General features: G+C 38.4%; 21 protein-coding genes. 11 read left to right on the top strand and 10 right to left on the bottom strand.

Annotated elements, in window-relative coordinates; translation table 11 throughout:
* Positions 1-8: 8 nt before the first annotated feature.
* Positions 9-1,793, bottom strand: coding sequence for a lysophospholipid acyltransferase family protein (locus LKM37_03375; GenBank protein ID MCI1720050.1), 1,785 nt, complete (start codon positions 1,791-1,793; stop codon positions 9-11).
* 40 nt (positions 1,794-1,833) lie between these two features.
* Here LKM37_03375 and uvrC point away from each other — a divergent pair, with 40 nt between their 5' ends.
* Entirely contained in the window at positions 1,834-3,636 is a 1,803-nt protein-coding gene (gene uvrC / locus LKM37_03370) for an excinuclease ABC subunit UvrC (GenBank protein MCI1720049.1), read from the top strand.
* Here the strand turns inward: uvrC and pnuC are convergent.
* Positions 3,608-4,390 (bottom strand): nicotinamide riboside transporter PnuC, encoded by a 783-nt coding sequence (gene pnuC, locus LKM37_03365; protein ID MCI1720048.1) that lies wholly within the window; start codon positions 4,388-4,390, stop codon positions 3,608-3,610. The two genes, uvrC and pnuC, sit on opposite strands and share 29 nt — an antisense overlap.
* Before the next feature lie 2 nt (positions 4,391-4,392).
* Positions 4,393-7,299, bottom strand: coding sequence for a hypothetical protein (locus LKM37_03360; protein MCI1720047.1), 2,907 nt, complete (start codon positions 7,297-7,299; stop codon positions 4,393-4,395).
* Between the two features lie 108 nt (positions 7,300-7,407).
* On the opposite strand from LKM37_03360, the gene LKM37_03355 reads away from it, so the two are divergent.
* Positions 7,408-8,223 carry a Na/Pi symporter gene (locus tag LKM37_03355; GenBank protein MCI1720046.1) on the top strand — a complete coding sequence of 272 codons (816 nt, stop codon included), beginning with the start codon at positions 7,408-7,410 and terminating at the stop codon, positions 8,221-8,223.
* Entirely contained in the window at positions 8,193-9,101 is a 909-nt protein-coding gene (locus LKM37_03350) for a hypothetical protein (GenBank protein MCI1720045.1), read from the top strand. The genes LKM37_03355 and LKM37_03350 overlap by 31 nt, the downstream gene beginning before the upstream one ends.
* 15 nt (positions 9,102-9,116) lie before the next feature.
* Here the strand turns inward: LKM37_03350 and LKM37_03345 are convergent, their stop codons facing one another.
* Entirely contained in the window at positions 9,117-9,815 is a 699-nt protein-coding gene (locus LKM37_03345; GenBank protein ID MCI1720044.1) for a 4'-phosphopantetheinyl transferase superfamily protein, read from the bottom strand.
* 41 nt (positions 9,816-9,856) lie between these two features.
* Positions 9,857-10,885, bottom strand: a complete 1,029-nt coding sequence (locus tag LKM37_03340; GenBank protein MCI1720043.1) for a CNNM domain-containing protein — start codon at positions 10,883-10,885, stop codon at positions 9,857-9,859.
* Between the two features lie 225 nt (positions 10,886-11,110).
* Here LKM37_03340 and LKM37_03335 point away from each other — a divergent pair, with 225 nt between their 5' ends.
* The gene (locus tag LKM37_03335) at positions 11,111-11,470 is read left to right on the top strand and encodes a MarR family winged helix-turn-helix transcriptional regulator (GenBank protein ID MCI1720042.1); all 360 of its coding nucleotides are present in this window, start codon (positions 11,111-11,113) and stop codon (positions 11,468-11,470) included.
* Positions 11,471-11,475: 5 nt separating this feature from the next.
* Positions 11,476-13,917 carry an FAD-dependent oxidoreductase gene (locus LKM37_03330; protein ID MCI1720041.1) on the top strand — a complete coding sequence of 814 codons (2,442 nt, stop codon included), beginning with the start codon at positions 11,476-11,478 and terminating at the stop codon, positions 13,915-13,917.
* 3 nt (positions 13,918-13,920) lie between these two features.
* Here the strand turns inward: LKM37_03330 and LKM37_03325 are convergent, their stop codons facing one another.
* The 5 genes from LKM37_03325 to LKM37_03305 all read right to left on the bottom strand — a co-directional run bounded on the left by LKM37_03325 (position 13,921) and on the right by LKM37_03305 (position 17,869).
* Entirely contained in the window at positions 13,921-15,063 is a 1,143-nt protein-coding gene (locus tag LKM37_03325) for an ATP-binding protein (protein ID MCI1720040.1), read from the bottom strand.
* A 252-nt stretch (positions 15,064-15,315) separates the two neighbouring features.
* Entirely contained in the window at positions 15,316-15,822 is a 507-nt protein-coding gene (locus LKM37_03320; protein ID MCI1720039.1) for a hypothetical protein, read from the bottom strand.
* The gene (locus tag LKM37_03315; protein ID MCI1720038.1) at positions 15,812-16,954 is read right to left on the bottom strand and encodes a hypothetical protein; all 1,143 of its coding nucleotides are present in this window, start codon (positions 16,952-16,954) and stop codon (positions 15,812-15,814) included. The genes LKM37_03320 and LKM37_03315 overlap by 11 nt, the downstream gene beginning before the upstream one ends.
* Positions 16,869-17,159 carry a hypothetical protein gene (locus LKM37_03310; GenBank protein ID MCI1720037.1) on the bottom strand — a complete coding sequence of 97 codons (291 nt, stop codon included), beginning with the start codon at positions 17,157-17,159 and terminating at the stop codon, positions 16,869-16,871. Before LKM37_03310 ends, LKM37_03315 begins: the two co-directional genes overlap by 86 nt.
* 107 nt (positions 17,160-17,266) lie before the next feature.
* The gene (locus LKM37_03305; GenBank protein ID MCI1720036.1) at positions 17,267-17,869 is read right to left on the bottom strand and encodes a hypothetical protein; all 603 of its coding nucleotides are present in this window, start codon (positions 17,867-17,869) and stop codon (positions 17,267-17,269) included.
* A 246-nt stretch (positions 17,870-18,115) separates the two neighbouring features.
* On the opposite strand from LKM37_03305, the gene LKM37_03300 reads away from it, so the two are divergent.
* The 6 genes from LKM37_03300 to LKM37_03275 all read left to right on the top strand — a co-directional run bounded on the left by LKM37_03300 (position 18,116) and on the right by LKM37_03275 (position 22,628).
* Entirely contained in the window at positions 18,116-18,643 is a 528-nt protein-coding gene (locus tag LKM37_03300) for a hypothetical protein (GenBank protein MCI1720035.1), read from the top strand.
* 81 nt (positions 18,644-18,724) lie between these two features.
* Positions 18,725-19,645, top strand: coding sequence for an RHS repeat-associated core domain-containing protein (locus LKM37_03295; GenBank protein MCI1720034.1), 921 nt, complete (start codon positions 18,725-18,727; stop codon positions 19,643-19,645).
* Between the two features lie 144 nt (positions 19,646-19,789).
* Positions 19,790-20,263 (top strand): hypothetical protein, encoded by a 474-nt coding sequence (locus LKM37_03290; protein MCI1720033.1) that lies wholly within the window; start codon positions 19,790-19,792, stop codon positions 20,261-20,263.
* A 20-nt stretch (positions 20,264-20,283) separates the two neighbouring features.
* Positions 20,284-21,528: a hypothetical protein gene (locus LKM37_03285; protein MCI1720032.1), complete on the top strand. Its 1,245-nt coding sequence runs from the start codon at positions 20,284-20,286 to the stop codon at positions 21,526-21,528.
* A gap of 11 nt (positions 21,529-21,539) precedes the next feature.
* A complete protein-coding gene (locus LKM37_03280; protein MCI1720031.1) occupies positions 21,540-22,085 on the top strand; it encodes a hypothetical protein in 546 nt (181 codons plus the stop codon).
* A 162-nt stretch (positions 22,086-22,247) separates the two neighbouring features.
* Entirely contained in the window at positions 22,248-22,628 is a 381-nt protein-coding gene (locus LKM37_03275; GenBank protein MCI1720030.1) for a hypothetical protein, read from the top strand.
* Positions 22,629-22,635: the final 7 nt, after the last annotated feature.

Raw genomic sequence — 22,635 nt, 5'->3', positions numbered from 1 at the left:
AAAATGCGTTAATAAGTATCCCCGTAAAAGCGGCGGTAGATGTCATCTTTTCCGGAATCTACAAACTCTTTTGAAAGCCCGTCAATGTCATCCGTCGGCATATCGTTGAGATTCAACATAATAAGTCCGTCAACACAATCATTGAAATCAGGGTCAACATTAAAGTTGATAATCTTTGCGTTCAATCTCAAATATTTTTTCAGCAGCGTAGGAAGACGATACTGTCCGACGCTAATCTTAAAAATAAACCGGTCAAAAGTCTCCAGATTGTCCATCTTCTTGGAAAGGAGCGCCTCAATATCCACCCTGCCAAAATCGGGAACAAACGGATTCTTGGGAGATACAAGAGCTGAGTACTCCGGTATGTACTGCTTCAATCTAAGATAATATATCATTGCGCTTCTGTAAAAAGCCGGATACCAAGAGCTTATGCTCACAGGCCCTATAAGGCACTTAACATCCCTGTAACGCAACATTGCATAGAGAAGTCCTTTTAGCAAAAGAAGCAAAGCAAGAGTATCTTTCTGATAATTTTTAGCAACAAAAGAACGCCCCAATTCAACAGATTGATTAAGCAATGGGGAGAACTCCTGCTTGTAACAAAATAGAGAGTCAGTATAAAATCCTTTGATTCCGTATTCTTTAATAATCTCGCTGCCTATGCCAAGCCTGTACGCACCAGCAAGTTCATTTTTAGAATTGTCCCAAAGAACAAGATGCTTGTAATATTTGTCATACTCATCAGTATCACTCTCTTTGTTTGTCCCTTCTCCAACAAAGCGGAATGCCTCCTCCCTCCTAAGTCCTATCTCCTGCATTATAGCCGGAATATTTTTATAATCAAACAAATAACAAGAGAACTGCCCAACCTGAAATAGTTTGCTGTCGGGAGAATCATTGAATTCCGATAAAATATTATCAACGCTGGCCGGCGCAATTAGCGGAACGGTGTATTCCCTTGAGACATCGCTCTTTAAATTGGCCTCAAGCGCATAAGTTCTGCTCCTCAAATAGGCACCTAAAGATTTATTCTCCTTATAATCAGCTATTTCTTCTACAGGTATAACTCCTCCTATCCTAAAATGAATTGTCTTGCCCTTCTTGTTATTAAGCTCTCCGGGCAATCTTAATGTTCTTAATTTCGGACTGATTTTACCCAGGAAATGAAAATACGCAGAATTAGTTCCATGAAAATAAACGGGAAGAACGGGAACGTTGGCCCGCTTAATCATCTTAATAATAGAAGGTTGCCACTCTATATCTTTTACCACCCCTTCTTCATTATCATTAGATGAAACCTCCCCGGCAGGGAAAAGAACCAGCACACCTCCATTTGCCAAATGCTCCTCTGCCCCTTTGATCCCCCTGAAACTGCTCCTTAAATTGGCCTTGTCTGTAAAAGGATTCACAGGCAAAAATTGCTCTTTCATATTTGGAATTTGGGAGAGAATAAAATTTGTCAAAACTTTAATATCGGGTCTGATTTTACTCAGAATGCTAACGGCAATCATCCCGTCTATTCCGCCAAAGGGGTGATTTGAAACTACAATAAGAGAGCCTGTTTTTGGAATCGTTTCCAGCGCCTTGGAATTAACATCTACCGTAACGCCAAGATATTCAATAAGATGATCTGCAAAATCTGACCCATTATATTGGGAGATGTGAGAGTAAATAGCATTCATCTTGTCAAAGCCGGCAATTTTCATTGCAGCGGCCGCAACCAATGTCCCCGCAACGCCGGGAATTTTGAGGGCGCTCTTGACTTCAGAATTATTAATTACTTTTGTACCCATTAGTAGAACAATGCCTGCAAGCCACAAAGATACAATAAATTTGGAAGAGAAAATATCTCTATTGCCGGATGAGCCGGGGGTCTATAGATTCCTCAACTCAGATGGAAAAATCATCTATGTGGGCAAGGCAAAAAATCTGAAGAAAAGGGTTAAGCAGTATTTTGTGACTCCCGACAGATTAAATGCTAAAACTCAGGTTCTTGTGAGCAAAATTGCAGATTTGCAGCATACGGTGGTGGGGAGCGAGCAAGATGCTTTGCTGCTGGAAAACAATTTGATAAAGCAGTATCAGCCCAGATATAACATTCTGCTTAAAGACAGCAAAACATACCCTTGGATTTGCATAAAAAATGAAACTTTCCCAAGAATGTTTATGACTCGCCGGGTTGTGCAGGATGGCTCTCTATATTTTGGACCATACGGGTCTGCATTATACGCGCATCACTTGCTGGATTTATTTCACTCCCTTTTCAAACTAAGAACATGTTCTTTAAAGCTTGACGCAGAGGACATTGCAGCGGGGAAATTTAAAGAGTGTCTTAACTGGCACATTAAAAAATGCTCCGCTCCATGCATAGGAAAAATTTCAGAAGAGGAGTATAATATTCAAATAGAGTACATTAAAAATATTCTTAAGGGAAATGCAACTCCGCTTGTCAAAGAGTTTAAAGAGAAAATGACTGCAGCCGCAGCGGCACTTAAATTTGAAGAGGCGGAGGTTTACAAAGAGAGGATGCAAATTTTAAATGCACACTACAACAAATCTCTTATTGTCCAGCCAACGCTCTCCAACATAGATGTGTTCTCAATTGTTTTCTCAGAGTCCGCGGCATACGGAAATTACATGAGAGTGAGCAACGGGTGTATTATTCAAACAATGAACCTGGAGCTGAAGATGAATATAGAAGAGAGCAAAGAGGATATGCTAACACATTTTATTCTAGATGTTTACGATATCCTTAAAAGTGCGGGCACAACTCCTAATCCGGAGATACTTGTGCCGTTTGAACCATCTGAAAAAATATTTGGAGAGGAGAAATATATCCATGTTCCGCTGCGAGGAGACAAGCTGAGCCTGCTGGAGCTGAGTCAAAAAAATGCATCGGAATTCAAATTCCAAAATTTAAAACAGGACGCTCTAAAAAATCCTGAACACAAAAGCGTATCTGTCGAGATGCTTAAAAAAGACTTGCATCTCCAAAATTCTCCCGTTCATATTGAGTGCTTTGATAACTCAAATATTCAGGGTACCAATCCGGTTGCTTCATGCGTTGTATTTAAAAACGGCAGGCCAAGCAAAAAAGATTATAGAAAATTTAATATTAAAACCGTTGTGGGTGCAAATGATTTTGCCTCCATGTATGAAGTTGTATTCCGCAGATATTCAAGGCTTCTGGAGGAAGATGGAGAAATGCCGCAGCTGATTGTTGTGGATGGAGGAAAAGGTCAATTGGATTTTGCATATAAAGCCTTGACGGATTTAAAGCTAAATAAAAAGATTCCAATAATAGGCATTGCAAAAAGATTGGAAGAGCTTATTATTCCGGGAGACCCGACGCCGCTTTTTTTAGATAAAAATTCTCCCGGTCTAAAATTAATTATGCAGCTCAGAGATGAGGCGCACCGCTTTGGAATAACTTTCCACAGATTAAAGAGAAGCAAAGGACAAATAAACTCAGAATTGCGTGATATTAAGGGCATCGGAGAGGGAACTGAGAAAAAGCTGCTTCAAAAATATAAAAGCGTTGCAAGGTTGAGAGAAATCTCCGCGGAAGAATTGACGGAATTTGCCGGGGCAAAAGTTGCTCAGGCAATTAAATCCCATTTTGAGAATCACTCTTAACATCCTGCTCCTCAAGAGCTTTCTTCTCCAATATTGCTTTATCCGCCGCCTTTTTCCAAACAATATATCCGTTAATAGAATTAGCCAGATAGAAAAACCACATTATAACCATCTCCGCAGAAGCCTCACCTCCACGCATATAGACCACAATCCACATAATTATGCTAAGGGCATTTACAAAAATCCAGATTGCCCACTGCTCCATATAGGTCATTACCATAAGTATCATTGCAATTATGGAGAGAACCGTTGTTGCGGAATCTTTAAACGGCTGAGGGTCATTGACCGCCTGAAGAATAAAACCGCAGCTTGTTACAAGAATTACACATCCTAAAATTAAATATATCCTGTATTTCCAAGGCATCTTTAGAGTGCTGACAACTGTCTCATCTTTGTTCCCCTTTTCATCCACTCCTCCGCGTTTTTTTATCCAGGAAAAGAAGCCTATGAATTGCATGGGAAAATAATAAAACGCATTTAGCACAAAATCTCCGTATATCTTATTATTCAAGGATATATAAGCATATAGGGAGACATTAATCAAACCAAAAAAGTAGTTGAAAATGTTTCTTTTTGCGCATAGCACATTACAAGTCAAACCAGTAACACCAGCAACTGCTCCAATCAAGCTAAACTGTTCTGCGGCTCCGCTTCCAAATTTTAAAAAAAGCCAATATCCTAGGTAAAAAACTATGGAACCAATTATTATTATCCAGTCAAAAAGCTGCAGGGTATTTTTTTTAAAGAGTTTCATGGTTAATCAAATGTAATAGAAAACAGAAGGGCGCCGTAATTGTGTCCTCCGCCATTATTTGCATATCTGAATCCGAGACTAACAGGATATCCTATTCTAAAGAAATGTCCATCAACAATTATATCCCCTCCTATTGCGTGCATATTGCTCCACCCCGTATTTTTTTTAATCCTGGCATAATCCGCAAACGGAATGATTTGCAGACGTTTAAGATAGGCAAAACAGCCAAGTGAAACATCTCCAAGATAAAGCGGAATAGCATAATCAGCAGAGAGCTTATAGTAATCCGTTCCATACTCCTCATCCATTCCTCTTGGCATATCAAGCTGATTGCCAAGCCAATATGTATGACCACCAATATCCTGATACTGATACCCTGCGGAAAGTTTTATCCCTTGATTCCAAAAAATACCGGGGACATAACCATAAACATATCCGGAATAAATTGAGCCAAATTTATTGCCTCCGTTAGGATTAAAGCCGGCCCGTACACTTGCGCCAATTCCCCACTTTGGATAGATTTGAGCTTTTGAAACAGGAAGCATGCAATAAGCTCTTAACGCCCCTATAAGCTGTTGTCTATCAACATTCTTCTTAATAAACAATTTTGTATACAGTTTTTGGTCATTTCTATAACTCCACAAAACTTGCGGAATAAATCCTCTGTTCCATCCGCCGGAATTAAATCTCCAGGGAATATATAATGTGGCAGCAGTATGAATAGAATGTTTGTTCTTATCTGTCATGGCTGCGTCATTGTAATGAGCCTCCATTTCAAAGACCGGATAAAAACCTGTATATGAAAACTTTGCATGCAAGCCGCTTCTGCCGTGCAAATAAGAGTATCCCACCATTCCAACCGCAGTACCCAAAGTATTTTGGGAATAGAGCGTTACGCCAGGAGCAGCTTCATTAATAAATGAATCATAACTTCCGGCAGTAACAGAATTAACATCATAATAGACCGGAGCCCAGGAGTGAAGTTTTAGCAGATGTTGTAACTTATTGTAGTTCCCGATAGTTACGCTATCGGCATCCATATCTTTTTTAAGCCTCTCCATTGGCTCTTTGCTCTGCGCCTCTTTGTATTGCCCGGAAAGCTCCTCAGCTACAACATAATGCGCTCTTCCTATAGAATCTCCAGGAACGGCAATTCTGCTTGGAGAAGATTTATAAACTTTAAAACCGTGGGCATCCTTCATTGCGGTATAATATAAATCTTCGCCTGAAAGTTGTGCAGAAGAGACATTTACAGCATCGCATGCCCGGAAAGTTTTCCCCGCAGCAGTATCATAACAATACAACATATCGCTTCCGGAAAAATCAGAGATAAAATATAATAACCTGCCTTCTGAACGCAATCTCTTAATCACCTGATGTTGAGGAGCTATTACTGATGTTGCAGCCGACTCTGAAATTTCGTTTCCATCATATACATACAAACCTTCTCCATCATCTGTAATGGCGGTCATGAATATTTTGGTTCCTACAGAGGCCGTTTCCAAAATCTGGCCGCGGAAGGATTTGCTCCTGTAAACACTTACAGAATAAGGATTTACAATAAGCAATTTGGAAAAATCAGCACTGCCGTTATACTCAGTTAGCACAAGATAATCCTTACATCCGGAGGGGTTGTACCAATATGTTCCCTCTTTAAGAAGAGATGTTGTTCCGTTTTTTAAATCATAAGAATAAACCTGGCTGTAATCAACTTGCTGCCATCGCGGATTTGGAACAATCTCGCTCCACCAAATTTTGCCATCTTTATAAAGAAGATTGCTGGTAGAACTGCTGAAATACCTCAGCACCTTGCTTTTAAAAGCACCGTCTTTTTTATCTCTCTGCAAAAGGGCAAGATAAGATGAGCTTCCATATCCGGAATAAACAACTAAAACGCTATCGGGATTAATAACAGTAACTTTGTCATAATTAACATAATAGCCATGCTCCGCACCGGTTGCCCTCTCCTCAAAAGGAAGGGTTGCCGCAGAAGCATCGGACTGCGTATTTGTCTGATTATAAAGAGATTTCATTTTTTCAAACTCAGCCCCCCGCACATAATCTCTGTGACTTTTCCCCGTGTAAGTTTCAAAAGCATTGGAGACCACATTAACATTCCAGAACTGTTTTGCCTCCAGCGTAAATATTTTATCAGCAAGTTTATAATCCTTTGTTTCATATCTGGCGGCACTGTTAATCCAATATCCAAGAGCATAATGATTTGGAGTGTAATTCTTTACAGACCCAAACCGCCACTGGTCCCAGGTGCGTTCCTTTAATTCCCCGCTCCGATTTGGAACCCTTGTATCCAAAAGATAATAGGCTAAAAAGGAGCCGCTTCTGCCGCGTCCCGCATTGCTCCGCTCCGTCTCCGCAACCACTGCATCTCCCTCCAGCATCCACCTAGAAGGATAGATTCCGGAGGCTCCTCCGGTAATATGGTCACCCAGAAACCAATAGAGATATTTGTAAATTCCTTTTGTGAAATGTGCAATTTGCCACGCATGTCTTCCCTCATGCAAAACCAGCTGCTCCTCCCACTTCTGAGGATAGGTAGAATACGCAGATGGTATACCGTAAAAATCTATCTGTCGCGGAGCCCAAACCGTAACACCATTCCCCTTAGCATTATACGTATGCAGCACCATAGGAAAACTATTGCACAGTCCGGAACGCAACCCAAGAGAATCTGCTGAGGAACCATAATTAAGCTCCATCAGATTAAGGTATCTTTTTGCAACCTTGCCGGCAGCAGTGCTGTCGCTATATGGAAAGATTAAACTGAAGTGTCCGGATTTTGCTATCTGCCATTTTACTCCCGACGGCTCCTCTCCAATGTAGTAATACTGCGCAAACGCCTGAGAGGCAATAAGCAGTAAAAGAGCAGCAGAGAATAGAAACTTTTTCAAAATCTTAACTTTTGTTTGCAGATGCTAAGTTAAGAGAAAAAATATTTTTCTAACTCCAATTTTAGAATTACATTTGTTGAACTATGGTTAAAACTACTATTTAAGCAGATGAATGTAGTTTACGGCATTCTAAAGCTTCTCGGCGCGCTGGGTTTGTTCCTGTACGGAATGACCATGATGAGTGAGGCCCTGCAAAAAGTTGCAGGAGACAAGCTTAGAAGTTTTCTTGCCGCCATGACCTCCAACGCCTTTAAGAGAATTCTTACAGGTCTCTGCGTTACAGCAATAATTCAATCCTCAAGTGCCACAACCGTTATGGTTGTAAGCTTTGTCAATGCGGGATTGCTCTCTCTTTCTCAGTCAATTGGAGTAATCATGGGTGCCAATATCGGTACTACGGTTACCGCGTGGCTTCTAGCTTTGCTGGGATTTCAGGGGAGCCTTTCATCAATAACTATTCCTCTTATCGGATTTGGATTTGTTTTCATGATGTGCAAGTCCAAAAAGAAAAAGTCTATAGGAGAGATGATTATAGGCTTTGCGCTTTTGTTTCTTGGCCTTGAGTTCTTAAAAAATTCCGTTCCCGATTTAAATAATTCTCCGCAGGTTATAGAGTTTATTCGCAAGTGGTCCAGCTATGGGAACTGGTCCGTAATTCTCTATGTGCTAATTGGTACCGTTCTTACAATCATAATGCAGTCCTCCGCCGCAACTATTGCCCTTACATTGGTAATGTGCAACAATGGCTGGCTGCCATTTGAATATTGCGCCGCAATGGTACTTGGAGAAAATATCGGAACAACTATTACTGCAAACCTGGCTGCAATGGTCGCAAATGCATCTGGTAAGCGAGCCGCCAGGGCACATACAATATTCAATGTCTTTGGAGTAATTTGGGTTGTAATTTGTTCCATCCTTTCTTGAAACTTGTTTCATGGGCAATTATGGGGCTTGGAATGGACAATCCTCTAATGAGCGGAGCATCAAATACCTCTCTGCTTTGCTCCATTGCAATGATGCACTCTTTGTTCAATATCTGCAATACCATGATTCTTGTCTGGTTTACACCGCAGATAGTAACTCTGGTAACAAAGATGGTGAAGAGTCCAAAAGAAGAGGAAGTTTACAGACTTCAGTATATACAGGGCGGGCCTTTAAGCACGGCGGAACTATCTCTGGGCCAGGCAAAAGAGGAAATCTTGCATTTTGCCGAGCTGTGCCGCAAACAATACGGCTATGCAAGGGAAGCGCTTAACACAACTGATCCTCAGAAATTTGATGAGCTATACCGCAAGCTGGAGCACTACGAGCTTATCACCGACCATGTTGAGTTTGAAATTGCAAAATATCTTAACAGCTTGTCAGAGGGGGTATTAAGTGATGAATCTTCCCGCCGCCAGCAGGCAATGTATAAGATAATAAGTGAACTTGAGAGCCTCGGCGACAGCGGTTTCAATATGGGCAGAATTCTGCAGAGGCGCAATATCCACAACACCACCTTTGACCCTACAATGCTAAAGAAACTTAACTATATGCTAGATCTTCTGGAGAAGGGTTTTGATGCAATGGAGACCAACTTAAAGCTTGGTTATGATCATATTACGGATATTTCCAATGCTCAGGATGCAGAGCAGAACATCAATGAATACCGCAACAATCTAAAGGAAGAACACCTTCTTAATCTGGAGAATAATTCCTACGGCTATCTTACAGGAGTTTACTACATGGACTTTATCAATGAGTGCGAGCATGTAGGAGACTTTATGATAAATATCTCAGAAGCTATTATTGAGATAAAATAATTTTCCTGGAGCAAATTATCCAACAAGCCAAACCATTACGTGGTTTGCAAAGACTTCATACTCCAGCTCAAACTCTTCCTCTTCATTCTCCTCTTCTCCATCCTCATTTACAATATGCTCATCCTTAGGATATTTAAAAACAGCATCTATATCCCCCTCATCTCTTATGCTGAATTTTTCAATCTCCATGTCTTTGGAAAAATCAACATCATGGCGTCCCATCCTTTTGTATAAAGCCTCCTTTGCACACCAATAAATAGCAAGTTGCTGCGTCCTCTCCCTCTTACGCTCATCATCATCCTCTTTTTCATCCAGCAAATCATCAATCTCATTCTCAGATAAAGCCTTCTTCTCTACAGCGGAAAAATCTCTGTCCAGGCACTCAATATCAATGCCTACATCTTCCGAAGGATTTATAATTATTGCAGCAAAATTATTTGTATGAGTGACGCTTATGTGCGTCATGTTATTGACAAGATAAGGGCTCCCGTTATCATGGTGGCCAAGATGCATCTCTTCTTCAAACACGCTGTTAATCAAAGCTCTTACGGCAAGTTTCTCCCGCCTTAATTGCGCGCTTTTTATTAAGAACAAATCTTCCAGATCCTCTTTAGGAGTGCCAATAATTTTAAGGAGTTCGTCTTCTGTCTCTTTAATCTCCCAGACGGCAATTGTTGTTCCGTCCTTTAACTCTTTTTTAGTGTACAGTCCCATTTTTATATCTCAATTTTTTAATATCTGTTGTTAAAATAATTCTATTTTTTCATCGCGACAGTTTCTTTATCGCTTTCATCTGTTATCTCTCCAACTATCTCTTCCAGAATATCTTCCAAAGTTACAATTCCGTCCATCCCGCCAAATTCATCCACTACAATTGCAAGGTGCTTTTTCTGTTCTCTAAATTCTTCCAGCAAATCAATTGTCTTTTTAGACTCCGGAACAAAGTATGCCTCTCTTATATGGCTGCGCCAGTCAAATTTTTTTGCAGGAGATGTTCTGTCGGGAGCCTGATTAGAATTTGCAGACAAAAGAAATGGCAGCATATCCTTGATATACAGGAATCCGCGGATGTCATCCAGATTATCTTTGTAAACAGGAAGGCGGGAATATCCGCATTCCGTTGCAATTTTTATGACCTCTTCATTGCTCATGTCCATCTCCAACGTAACCACATCTACTCTCGGCTTCATAACTTCTGTTACATTTTTCTTTGGCAATGAAAGTATTCTCTTAAGAATTTTCTTCTGCTCCGGGTTTGACGGAATAGTCATTTCCACCGCTCCGCTCAAATATTTATATGGGTCATCCTCAACATCTTGGGATATTCCGGCATCCACGTTTTTTGTGAACAAATCCATAAGTTTGTTGATTGGTTTTGCCAGCGGTCTCAAGATAGAAAGCGGCATGCTCATAGCTCTGGAAAAAGAGACCGGTCTGCTGTTGCCAATTAACTTTGGCATCGCCTCTCCAAAAAGTACAAGGACAAACGTTACAATAACGGTACAGACAATAAACTCAAGCACCGGATGCCCTGTGAAATCAAACAGCCTGGAGATAAGAGCAGATGAGAGCAGAATTATTAGAATGTTTACCAAATTATTTACTTGAAGAATTGTACCAAGCAAATCATTTGGTCTGGAAATCAAGTTAATAACACGTTTGCTGTTTTTATCTGCGGACTTGCGCAACTTCTCTGTTTCCTGTGGGGAAAGAGAAAAAAACGCCGCCTCGCTCCCGCTCATCATAGCGGAGCAAAACAATAAGAAGATTATGCAAATCCCCATCAACAATGATGTTGCCTGACTGCTGCTAAAAAGAATTATTAAGCTACAACTGGGAGGTTCCACAGACTATAAAACGTATTGGTTAGTACGCAAATATATAAAATTTCACCAATTAACTAAAATTTTGAGGCTCTCAGGGGTTATTCTGCCTAAGTATTATTTTCTATAGGAAATAGTTTCTAATAGAAAATAATTTATATATTTGCATCGTAAAACTATATGACAATGGAACCAATTTGTGCTTTGAAAGAGGTGTACAAGCAGCTGTACAAATTTGAAAAAGAGTTCTCTGCGGAGAATGACATAACCATTAATGAAGCAATGTTGCTTTGCTGCATGAAGGACGGAAAAGAACGTTCGGCCGGAGAAATTTATAAATATATAGGTCTCTCTGCATCAAGAGGTTCCAAGATTATAACTGCAGCGGAAAAGAAGGGTTTTTTAGTGCGCTCAATTGCAAAAGCGGACCACAGGCAGATGTTATTCAAATTGTCAGCTATCGGGAAAAAGAAAGTTGAGCAAATGCAAAAAAGCAAAGTGAATACAAAAGATTTATACAACGGAATATTAAATATGTTAAAATAAACACAATGAAATACTTGATTATAGGCGGAGTAGCCGGAGGAGCTTCGGCGGCTGCAAGATTAAGAAGATTAGATGAAAAGGCTCAGATTATTCTGTTTGAGAAGGGAAATTATGTCTCCTATGCAAACTGCGGCTTGCCATATTACATTGGCGGAACAATAGCTGACAGAGCAAAACTTTTTGTTCAGACGGCAAAGGGTTTTCACGACAGATTTAACATTGACATAAGAACTGAGCAAGAGGTAATTGCCTTGCATCCAGACAAAAAGAGCATTTCTGTTAAAGAGCTCTCATCCGGGAATGTGTATGAAGAGAGCTATGATAAACTTGTTCTCTCCCCGGGAGCTGAACCAATTAAGCCAAATCTTCCAGGGATAAATGATGAGAGAATTTTCACGCTCCGCAATGTAAGCGATACGGATAAAATAAAGATGTACATAAACGGGCACCAACCTAAAAAAGCAGTTGTAATAGGCGGCGGATTTATTGGGCTGGAAATGGCTGAGAATCTTCATAATACCGGGGCAGAGGTAACGGTTGTGGAGATGAGCAATCAGGTTATGGCGCCAATAGATTTTTCTATGGCTCAAATTGTTCATCATCATTTGGTTTGCAAGGGAGTGAATTTAATTTTGAATGACGGTGTAAAAAGTTTTACGGAACAGGGAGATTTGTTGACGGTAGATTTACAAAGCGGAAAATCTGTTCAGGCAGATTTTGTTTTGCTGAGCATTGGCGTGCGGCCGGATATTGCTCTTGCGGAAAAGGCGGGACTGGAAATTGGCAAATTGCATGGAATTGCTGTGAATGAGCATCTTCAGACATCCAATCCGGATATCTACGCTATTGGAGATGCAATAGAAGTTGTACACGGAGTAACTGGCATGGCTGCTAAAATTGCTCTTGCCGGACCTGCCAATAAACAGGGAAGAATTGCGGCAGATAATATAGTTGAAGGGAACAAAGAAAAATATGAGGGAACTATCGGGACCTCAGTGGCAAAAGTATTTGATTTGACAGTTGCCTCTTCCGGCGCTAATGCTAAGATGCTTAAGAGCGCAAATATTCCTTATGTCTCTTCCTGGACACATCCTGCTTCACATGCGGGGTATTATCCTGGCGCTCTAAATATGGATATCAAAATTTTATTCTCTCCGGAGAACGGAAGGTTGTTTGGTGCGCAAATAGTTGGTTATGACGGAGTTGACAAGAGAATAGAAATGGCGGCGCAGGTGATTCAAAAGAGAGGAACCGTTTATGATTTGGCAAAACTTGAGCATGCTTATGCTCCTCCTTTCTCTTCCGCAAAGGACCCTATGAATATGGCTGGCTTTGTGGCTGAAAATATTTTGGAGCATAAAGTAGAAACAGTTACTTGGAGAGATATAGAGACTCTTCCAAAAGATGCTGTTTGTGTGGATGTTAGAACGCCTGTTGAATACGGTCTTGGTACAATTCCGGGATTTAAAAATGTTCCGGTTGATGAGCTGCGCTCCAGAATGAGCGAGCTTCCAAAAGATAAAATGATTGTTGTCACTTGCGCCGTTGGATTGAGGGGATACCTGGCTTACAGGATTTTAACGCAGAACGGTTTTACAAACGTCAAAAATCTGTCGGGAGGATACAAGACATGGGAAGCCGCTACGGAACCTGTTGGAGATGCAAAAAACGGCAGTGCAAATTGCAAGTTTGAGCCTGCTGATAAAAAGAGTGAAAAAGTGTTAGTGCTGGATGCCTGCGGTCTGATGTGCCCGGGACCGATTATGAAATTGAAAGAGGCGTATGAGAAAATGGCTGAGGGTGAGACCCTTATCATTAAAGCAACTGACCCCGCTTTTGAGAGAGATGTACAGGCATGGTGCAAGGTTGTCGGAGCAAAATTAAATTATGCGCGCACAGAAGGTGGTATTGTAAATGCCTCTGTTACAAAAGAGAAACAACAGCAGGCAACTCCGGAATACCATTGTTCAATGGAGGGAAAGAATAAAACTTTGATTGTTTTTAGTGATGATTTGGACAAGGCTCTGGCTTCTTTTGTTTTGGCAAACGGAGCAGCGGCAACCGGAAAGAAAGTTACTATGTTCTTCACTTTCTGGGGATTAAATGTTATCAAAAAGAGTAACAAGCCGCGTGTGAAGAAGGATATTTTTGGGAAGATGTTTGGCTTTATGCTACCGGCCAACAGCAAAGAACTTGGACTTTCAAAGATGAATATGTTTGGCCTTGGCAGCATTATGATGCGTCACATCATGAAGCTCCGCCGCATAGACAATTTGGAGAGCCTGCGCCAGCAAGCCATTGATAATGGGGTAGAGATGATTGCCTGCACAATGAGCATGGATGTCATGGGCGTAGCAAAAGAAGAGCTGCTGGATAACGTTGTACTTGGCGGAGTTGCCAGCTACATGGAACGCGCAGAACAAGCGGGTGTGAATCTGTTCATATAGAACCTATTTCGCCTGAGCAGCCCCAATCCATTCAAGATAATTGGCCGGGGTAATAACAGATATTTTTTTCACAGAATAGGTGTCGGTGAAAATTTTGGGGACAGAAGTTTTCCCCTTTTTAGGATTCCACTTGAATTCAAAGGCAAGAAGTTGTCCCTCTGATTCCTCCAGATAGTCAATCTCTTGCTGCTGGGTTGTGCGCCAAAAATATGAGCGCACATAATTCTTATTATACTGGTTTGCCTTTATCCTTTCTCCTATGATAAAATTTTCCCACAACGCCCCTGAATCTTCACGCATATTCAATGGAGAAAATCTCTGAATTACCGCATTGCGTATTCCGTTATCATAGAAATATATTTTTTTGCTCTTTTTAAGTTCCGTGCGAATATTCTTGTTATAAGCGCTTAACTTAAAAATGATGAAACATTTTTCTAATAAGTCTATGTATTTTTCTACTGTTTTATTATCTGTCCCGACAGTTTGCGCAAGTTCATTGTATGAGACCTCATTGCCAACTTGCAAAGCAAGGGCAACTAATAACTTATCCAAGAGGGCCGGTTTCCTGATATTATCCATGGTAAGTATATCTTTATATAAATAACTGCCAGTCAGGTTTGTAATGAGATCTTTGGAATCCCATGAGTTGTTAACAATATCTGGATATGAGCCGTAAATTAGCCGTGACTCTAAGATTTGGTTTACATATAGGAAACCTTTATAATCATAAAGTTCTTTTGTAGATAGCGGATATAAAAAATATTCATATTTTCTTCCTGTAAGCGGTTCGTTTATAGTATTTTGAAGCATGAGAGAAGAAGAACCTGAAACAAGAAGCTGCACTTCCTTAATGTTATCCGTAATTAATTTTAAAGTCTGTCCTATTCCGGCAACTTTTTGGGCCTCGTCAATTACAACAATTTTGTTGTTCCCGATAAGGCTTTTTAGTCTCTGTGTGTTTGTATTAGTCAATAATTCTCTGACTTCTGGCTCGTCACAGTCAAGGAATAATGAGGCCATATTTTTAGTATTGACTATTTCTCTTAGCAGCGTACTTTTACCAACCTGCCTTGCTCCAATTACTATAATTGCCTTCCCCTTAAATAGTTTTTCTTCTATGATTCCTTGCAAACTTCTTGTAATCATGATTCCCTAGGTATTTTTTCATTGGCAAAAGTATAAAATTTGGGATTATAATCCAAATATTTATACTAATTTTTGGGATTACAATCCCAAAATAAGAACTAAGGCCCTCGACCGGATGTCCCCAAGCGGAGCGGCAAAGCCGCGCAGCCGCGACCGTAGGGAGCGTGCATTTCCGCGGCGGTAGCCGCGTTATACACAAAACGGCACGGCGCTTTGTGCCGGGCCGTATGTTTTGCAAACTATGCTAATTTTTTAGTGTATTGTATCAGACTGAGTCCTCCACGGAAAATAAAAACTTTCTTGCAAATGGGACTTGGTAGAGTAATTTATATAATTCCACGCATCTTTTTCTGAGACGTTGTGTTTCTTTAAAAAATCCCATTCTATTACCATGTCATTTGTAAGATTGTTGAGATTCAATACAATCAAATTTACATCATCTATCAAAATAAATAATGAACCAGAATGGGTCTGATTTATACCGAATTGATAAATTTTATAATCTTTATTATTTTGGCCAAATACAATTTCTTTTTTCCAAATATAATCTTTTTTTAAACCATCATTTACGTAATTTTCGCTTGGATGACTTATAAGATATCTAAATAGATAATCGTTAAGTCTCCTATCAGAAATTTTTAAAAAAGAATCTTCTTTTTTTGCACTAACTTGACAGTAAGATATACTGCTGTTGAATAGAAAAAAAGCAAAAAAAGAAATGAAAAACAATTTACTCAATATGCTAATTTTAATTTTCATGGTTTTCTAGAGTTTCTTTTAAAATCTGTTCTTCAATTTTATTAGGTGCATCCTCAACTCCAGGGGCATTACCCTCAAGGCGTAATTTTATATTTTCGTTATTGATGTTATGTTCTGCTTCGTGTCCAACTATTGCTGCAATTTTTTCATCAATTGTTATTGTTTTATTTTTATACATGGATGTAATAATCTGATTATTTATGCTTTTATCATTCATGAGACTATTAAGACTACCCTCATATACAGTTATTATAGAACTATATAGTTTCTTCCCAACAAACATTGAATTCGAAAGGCCCAACCTGTACACTGATTTTGATGTTTCTATACTTTTACTGCTTATGTCAAGAGTTATTTTTACATTAGACTTAGCCATTTTATACCACTGCGTTTTCCCTGTATGAGTTTTTAACATAGCTGTACCAATGCGTTTTGCATTATTCGTTGCATATTTAGTCCAACCCGTTTTTAAATTATATACTATGTGACCACAAGTGTCTACTATTTTTTCCCCATGTTTGTCAATATATTTAATAGGAGAGTTTAAACAGTAACCATATAAAGAAATTGCATAATATTTTTCGCTCATCGGATCTGGTCTTGTCCATCTTGCTATTACTTCATCATACTCCCTCGCACCGTAATCCAGCCAGTTAACATTGCCGGTGGTCTGTACTTCCTTGCCGTTGTATTTCCATCTGTTTGAGGTCATTACAGGATATGTGCCGCCCGTTGTCATCCTCTTTCCAAATGCATAATAATCATTTCTTTCAGTGACATTTCCACTTGCATCGGTTATAGCTCTCACACTTCCAAGATGATCGGTAGCATAGTAATATGGTGACAGCGTGCCGTTTACATTGATGATTCTTCCGCCTCCAAAGTCCGTGCTTTCAAACGCATAGCCTGTTCCCGTCTTTCTGAACACCATTGATCCAAGGTACAGATAGCCGTTTGACGATGAGCTGCTTGCATTGTCCTGCACCATCACCTTTGTTCCATCTGCAAGGTAAGTGTAGGCACATTTTAAGGTTCCGTTGAATTGGTCATATTTTAGGTCCCGACAGGACATTGCCAAGAGATACTGCAATGTGGTTTTTATTTTCAAAGCTGAAATCCATGGCCTCTCCAATTTTTATTACATCATGTTTGCCAATAATAGAAATAGTATCAGAGGTTCCTGTATATAAAACTTCTATTTCCACGTTTTTGCCGGTAGACAAATCAGTAAGTATTATTCTTTTTATATCATTGTTATATCCTTGAGAAAAAGAGAGTTGTGAACACAAAATGCATAGTGCAAAAATTATTATTTTTATATTTTTACTGGCATCCATTTAATATACCTTTTTGAATATTATTTTGGGACTTCCCATTCATCACTTTATCATTCTTAACAACTATTGGCATGGTCATCAAAAATGACCTATTTATTAAGATGGGATCATTTTGATAATTGATAGTTTGAATATCTATTATCTATACCCATTGGAATTATGCCTTGCTTTTTTAAAATCCAATATTCATTTTCAAAAACTCGATGAGTTTCAAAATGTACCTCAAAAAAATTAGAGTTTGTACCTCGTATTATATACAGCGGAGAATGCAAACCCTTAGAATCTACAATGTAAAACGAGGCAAATTTTTTTTCAATGACTGTTTTGTTAAACTGGTCTTTAAACTCAAGAGTATCTCCTTTGTGGGAGATTAAATATAGACTGTAATTTATTAAGTTATTCTCCATATCGCGAATATGCAGTGTGGTCTTCTTTCCTTTTTTCTTAGACTCCCAGACTACTAATTTTGTCCTTTGAGGTTTACTGTCTAATACTAAGAGACTGTCATTTCTTATTTGCCAATTGCCAGTTACCCCCATTTTTAAAAATTCCGTCTTTTGCCAGTAACTAAACGTTCCATTTTCAAACAAATCAATACTCTCATAGTAATGAGGAGATTTAAAGGAGTAATTACCTTCTATTGAAAAATCTTGCGAATACAACGGTATAGGCAATAACAACAAGCAATAAAAAACTTTAAGTATTTTCATGTGGTTAGTTTTTTTGGCCTTTGAGATAATCAGAATCAAGTTCTGCAATATACAAATCTTCAAATGCTGTAGTATCCCCATATGCAATTTAGACAAAATTTTATTTTCTCATAAAGAAGGCACTAAAAGTAAGGTTATTATTATGACTTGTGTCTTTTTCATAATTTATACCTAAATTTCGTTGTAATTAAATAATATTTCAGCACTTATGTGTGTTCTAGACCTAATGAAATAATAATTAGAAAAATGAAAAAGATGAATAATAATTTTAAGATATTACTTTTTTTATTTTTATTAGTCATAAGTGGATGCAATAATTCTATACATAGGAGTCTCAATTTTATAGAGAATAATTCTAGTGATAATTTTAATTGTTTTAAAAACAAAGAGATTTGGTATAGAGGTGCAGATAGTATTGGCAATCAAATTGTGATTATAAACGACGGTGTAGATAGTAGTGGCTATTTGGTTGTTATAGACAAAGCATCTAAGAAACTTGTAACGCTAAGAAACTTAAACTCAAAGAATAACAAAACAATAGAGGCTGCATATAAAGATTCATTAACTTACATAGCAAATGAATTTTTAAGGTATAATGTAATGTTTCTTAAGGTTGATAAATATTATAACATATATATAAGATTTGAGAGTGTGGATTCCCCTCCGACATTAATGAGAATAGTGCAAAAAAGTAAAATTGATAGGAGTCGGTATTTTTTTGAAAAAACAAAATGGAAAAACATAATTGATAACTGGTACTTGACGGAATGGTGATGTAAGATAAAATGCGCCCTCACCTATCTTGTAAATGGCACGCTGTCACCTTATTACTACGCTGCTGATCATCTTGGAAGTGTGAGAGCCATAACCGATGCAAGTGGAAATGTCACTGAAAGAAATGATTATTACGCATTTGGAAAGAGGATGACAACGGGCGGCACATATCCTGTAATGACCTCAAACAGATGGAAATACAACGGCAAAGAGGTGCAGACCACCGGCAATGTTAACTGGCTGGATTACGGTGCGAGGGAGTATGATGAGGTGACAGGACGATGGACAAGACCGGATCCGATGAGCGAAAAATATTATGGGACAAGCGGGTATACTTATTGTGTGGATAATCCGATAAATAAGATAGATTTAGACGGTTTGGATTGGTATGAAACTGTCGACGGTACAATAAAGTGGACTAAATTAAGAAGCCAAAAGGAACTTGATAAAAATAAAATCAGAGGTAACTATTTAGGTGAAGCGTATCTTGTATTCAATGGTTCAAGGAAAGAAAAACTTGGATCGAAAAAGGAAGGAGATAAAGGATATGATAAAAAACATTCTGATGGCTATATAGATGGCGAAGGAGCGATTACTGCGAATGTAACCCTATATGGTCCTAATGGAGAAGATGATATATCGACATTAACTGGTTATACAATGACGTCAAATGCAGAAAAATTCATTCCTATAGAAGAAGGGCTGTATGATGCTAATTATGATGAAAAGGGCAAAAGCGGCACATTAAAGTCACATTGGGTATTAAACCACAGAGGTGTTATTCCGACTATGGATGGTCTACCAAATACAAGCCCATATGCTGGAGAAAATTATGGGAAAGGGATTAAAACAGGCATTTTTATACATTCTACGAACCGCTCTGGTTATGCAGGAGGAAACATTTCAACAGGATGCTTATTACTAAGTCCAAAAGATTTTCAAAAATTTAATTCTAAAATGACTGGGGTACAAAATTTTAAGGTACTAATCAAAAGAGATTAACAAATAATATAAATTTTTATTATGTATTATAAGGGTATTAAAATTTGTATCGCAATAATCATCCTATCAGTGCTGACAGGAGGATCGTACATTTTTTGCCAAAATGATTTAAGACACACAAAACAAAGTGTCATGCAATACAATGTGGATACACTTGACATTAAGAACGATACGGCCATTGTCTTTTTAAACTTGTCATTCAAAAACAGAGTATATGTTTATGACAAGCCAAATGGGAAAATTTTAAAATCTATAAAGCAGGACAGTGCTAATGAAGACTATTTAATGTTTATGCTTCTAAAGAGAGAGAAAAATATGTTTTTTGTTAGAGCATACTCATCTTTAGATGGAAGAAAAATTATTGATGGTTGGATAGACAAAAATTATCCTCTAGGAATTTATTCATCTGTATACAATAATGATTTGAAACTATTCAAGCTACCATACGATAGGAAAAAGACTGTTGCTAAACACATCGCGTATAGTCCAAACGCGTATCAAGTAATTGATTTTTACGGGAATTGGCTACTTGTCAAGTTTAGAATAAATAATAAAATTATGTATGGATGGATGCCCCCAGAATATCAATGCAATAATGTTTATTCAGCGTGTTCATGAATTTTTAACAAAGCAAATTAATGTACTGTCGTGAAGAAAAATATGACCAGTTCAATGGAACCTTAAAATGTGCCTACACTTACCTTGCAGATGGAACAAAGGTGATGGTGCAGGACAATGCAAGCAGCTCATCGTCAAACGGCTATCTGTATCTTGGCTCAATGGTGTTCAAGAAGACGGGAACAGGCTATGCGTTTGAAAGCACGGACTTTGGAGGCGGAAGAATCATCAATGTAAACGGCACGCTGTCACCATATTACTATGCTACCGATCATCTTGGAAGTGTGAGAGCCATAACCGATGCAAGTGGAAATGTCACTGAAAGAAATGATTATTATGCATTTGGAAAGAGGATGACAACGGGCGGAAGTTATTCTGTAATGACCTCAAACAGATGGAAATACAACGGCAAGGAAGTACAGACCACCGGCAATGTTAACTGGCTGGATTATGGTGCGAGGGAGTATGATGAAGTAATAGCAAGATGGACAAGACCGGATCCGATGAGCGAAAAATATTATGGGACAAGCGGGTATACTTATTGTGTGGATATCCCTGTAATTTTCTGTGATCCTACCGGTAAAACTATCTGGATATATTACGATGACAATGAGGGTAAAAAGAAGAAGATGCGATATCTAGCAGGAATGGCATACTCCGGAAACAACAATTTTGTCTCAAGCTCGATAAACATTTTGAATGCAATGAATGGTGTTAAGGCAGGAGCCAAGGTACTGTCATCTTTAACTTCATCAAAATATGATTACGATTTTACAAACACCCAATCTGCTGCCGGCAGTGAATCCATGGCTTTTGATTACATACATGACGGCAAGTACAAGGAGGGCGGTGGAGAAATACATGCTGCAAGTCTGTTAAATAATGGGCTTGATAATGAAACTAAAGTGGAATTATCATCACATGAATTATTTCACGGTTATCAGAGAGAAAACGGCAGGAATCCTGCCACAGTTAACGGCGAGGTTGAAGCTTATCTTTTTGGCTATGAGGTGGCCAATTATTCCATATATGGTCATCAGACAGTTTTGACACCTTTTGGAACCGAAAGTAAGGCAGGGGGTGATTATGGACTTGCAATGTCGTATATGCAAGACATTCCTGAAACAATACACGATAGTTATCAAAAAGCAGTTAACAATTTCATTAACGGGGCCGCAGCCAATCAAACTCATATATATGATAAATTTAAGATAGACCCCAATTACAAGCCACTGATATTTAAATTTTTACCCATTGGAAAGTAAATTTATTTTTTATGTCACGAATACTTTTATCACTCATGTTTTTGTTATCGTTTTTTACCCTATCCGGGGAAAAAATATATGGTCAAAGACCATTTGATATTGAAAAATATCCAGGTGATTATTTATACATGGATGGGGTTAATATTAATGGTAATTTTCTGATACGACTTTATGTTTCAAAGAAGGGGACAATAAAAAATTTTGAAATAGGGCGGATAGATTTAAAGAACGGAGAAGACACCGTACTATATTTTAGCTATGCCACTCCCTATAAAAAAATTATTAATAAACGATACTACTCAATTGATGAACAAAGCTGCCATGACAGTATTCAAAAATACGTTAATCAAATTATCTTAAAACCTACAATGGATACCGCTCTATATAGAAACATAGTACCGTGCACATTACGGATTTTGGTAAGATGCAAACCAATACCGAAATATAGGTCGGAACTGTTAAACAATTATTATTGCAAAAAAAAATCCGTTGATATAAACGGTGCCATATTATACAAAGGGGAGAAAGAGCATAACAAAAACAATAAATACAAATAAGGTAAGATTAAATCATTAAACAAAGCAAATTAATGACTTGTCGTGACCTAAAATCTGTCCAGTTCAATGGAACACATTCATAGTAATCCGAATACCGTTTCTATGCTGAAACTTTATAGGGGGTAGAATATATAACGCTTATCCTAATATTTATTACAAGAAATGAAAAGAGTTATAATTTATATAGCCATTATGTTGGGGTCATTTGTTATTTGCAATGCACAGAAGATAGAACAACGCGCAATGTGTGGTATATTTGATAAATGCGTAAATCGCAAATATTTCAATATAGAAACATTCTACTCCTTAGAACTAAATGCTGACAGTACTTTTACATTCGTTATAAATCATCAGGACGCTCGTCCCAAAGGTGTTGGCAAATGGAAGATAATTGATACATGCTTTATATCTCTTGAACTTGAAGAACCCTCTGTTGAAGAATGTCTTACATCTGGGTATATGAGTGAAAGGAAAATAAAAATGAGAATTATTAATATAAATAAGATTAAATACAAAGATGTTATTTTAAAACGCAAACGATGATGTCCCA

This window comes from Bacteroidales bacterium (assembly GCA_022647615.1).
GTDB lineage: Bacteria > Bacteroidota > Bacteroidia > Bacteroidales > UBA932 > Egerieousia.
Note: the sequence above shows the minus strand (reverse complement) of the source record. Positions and strands in the feature narration are given on the sequence as shown.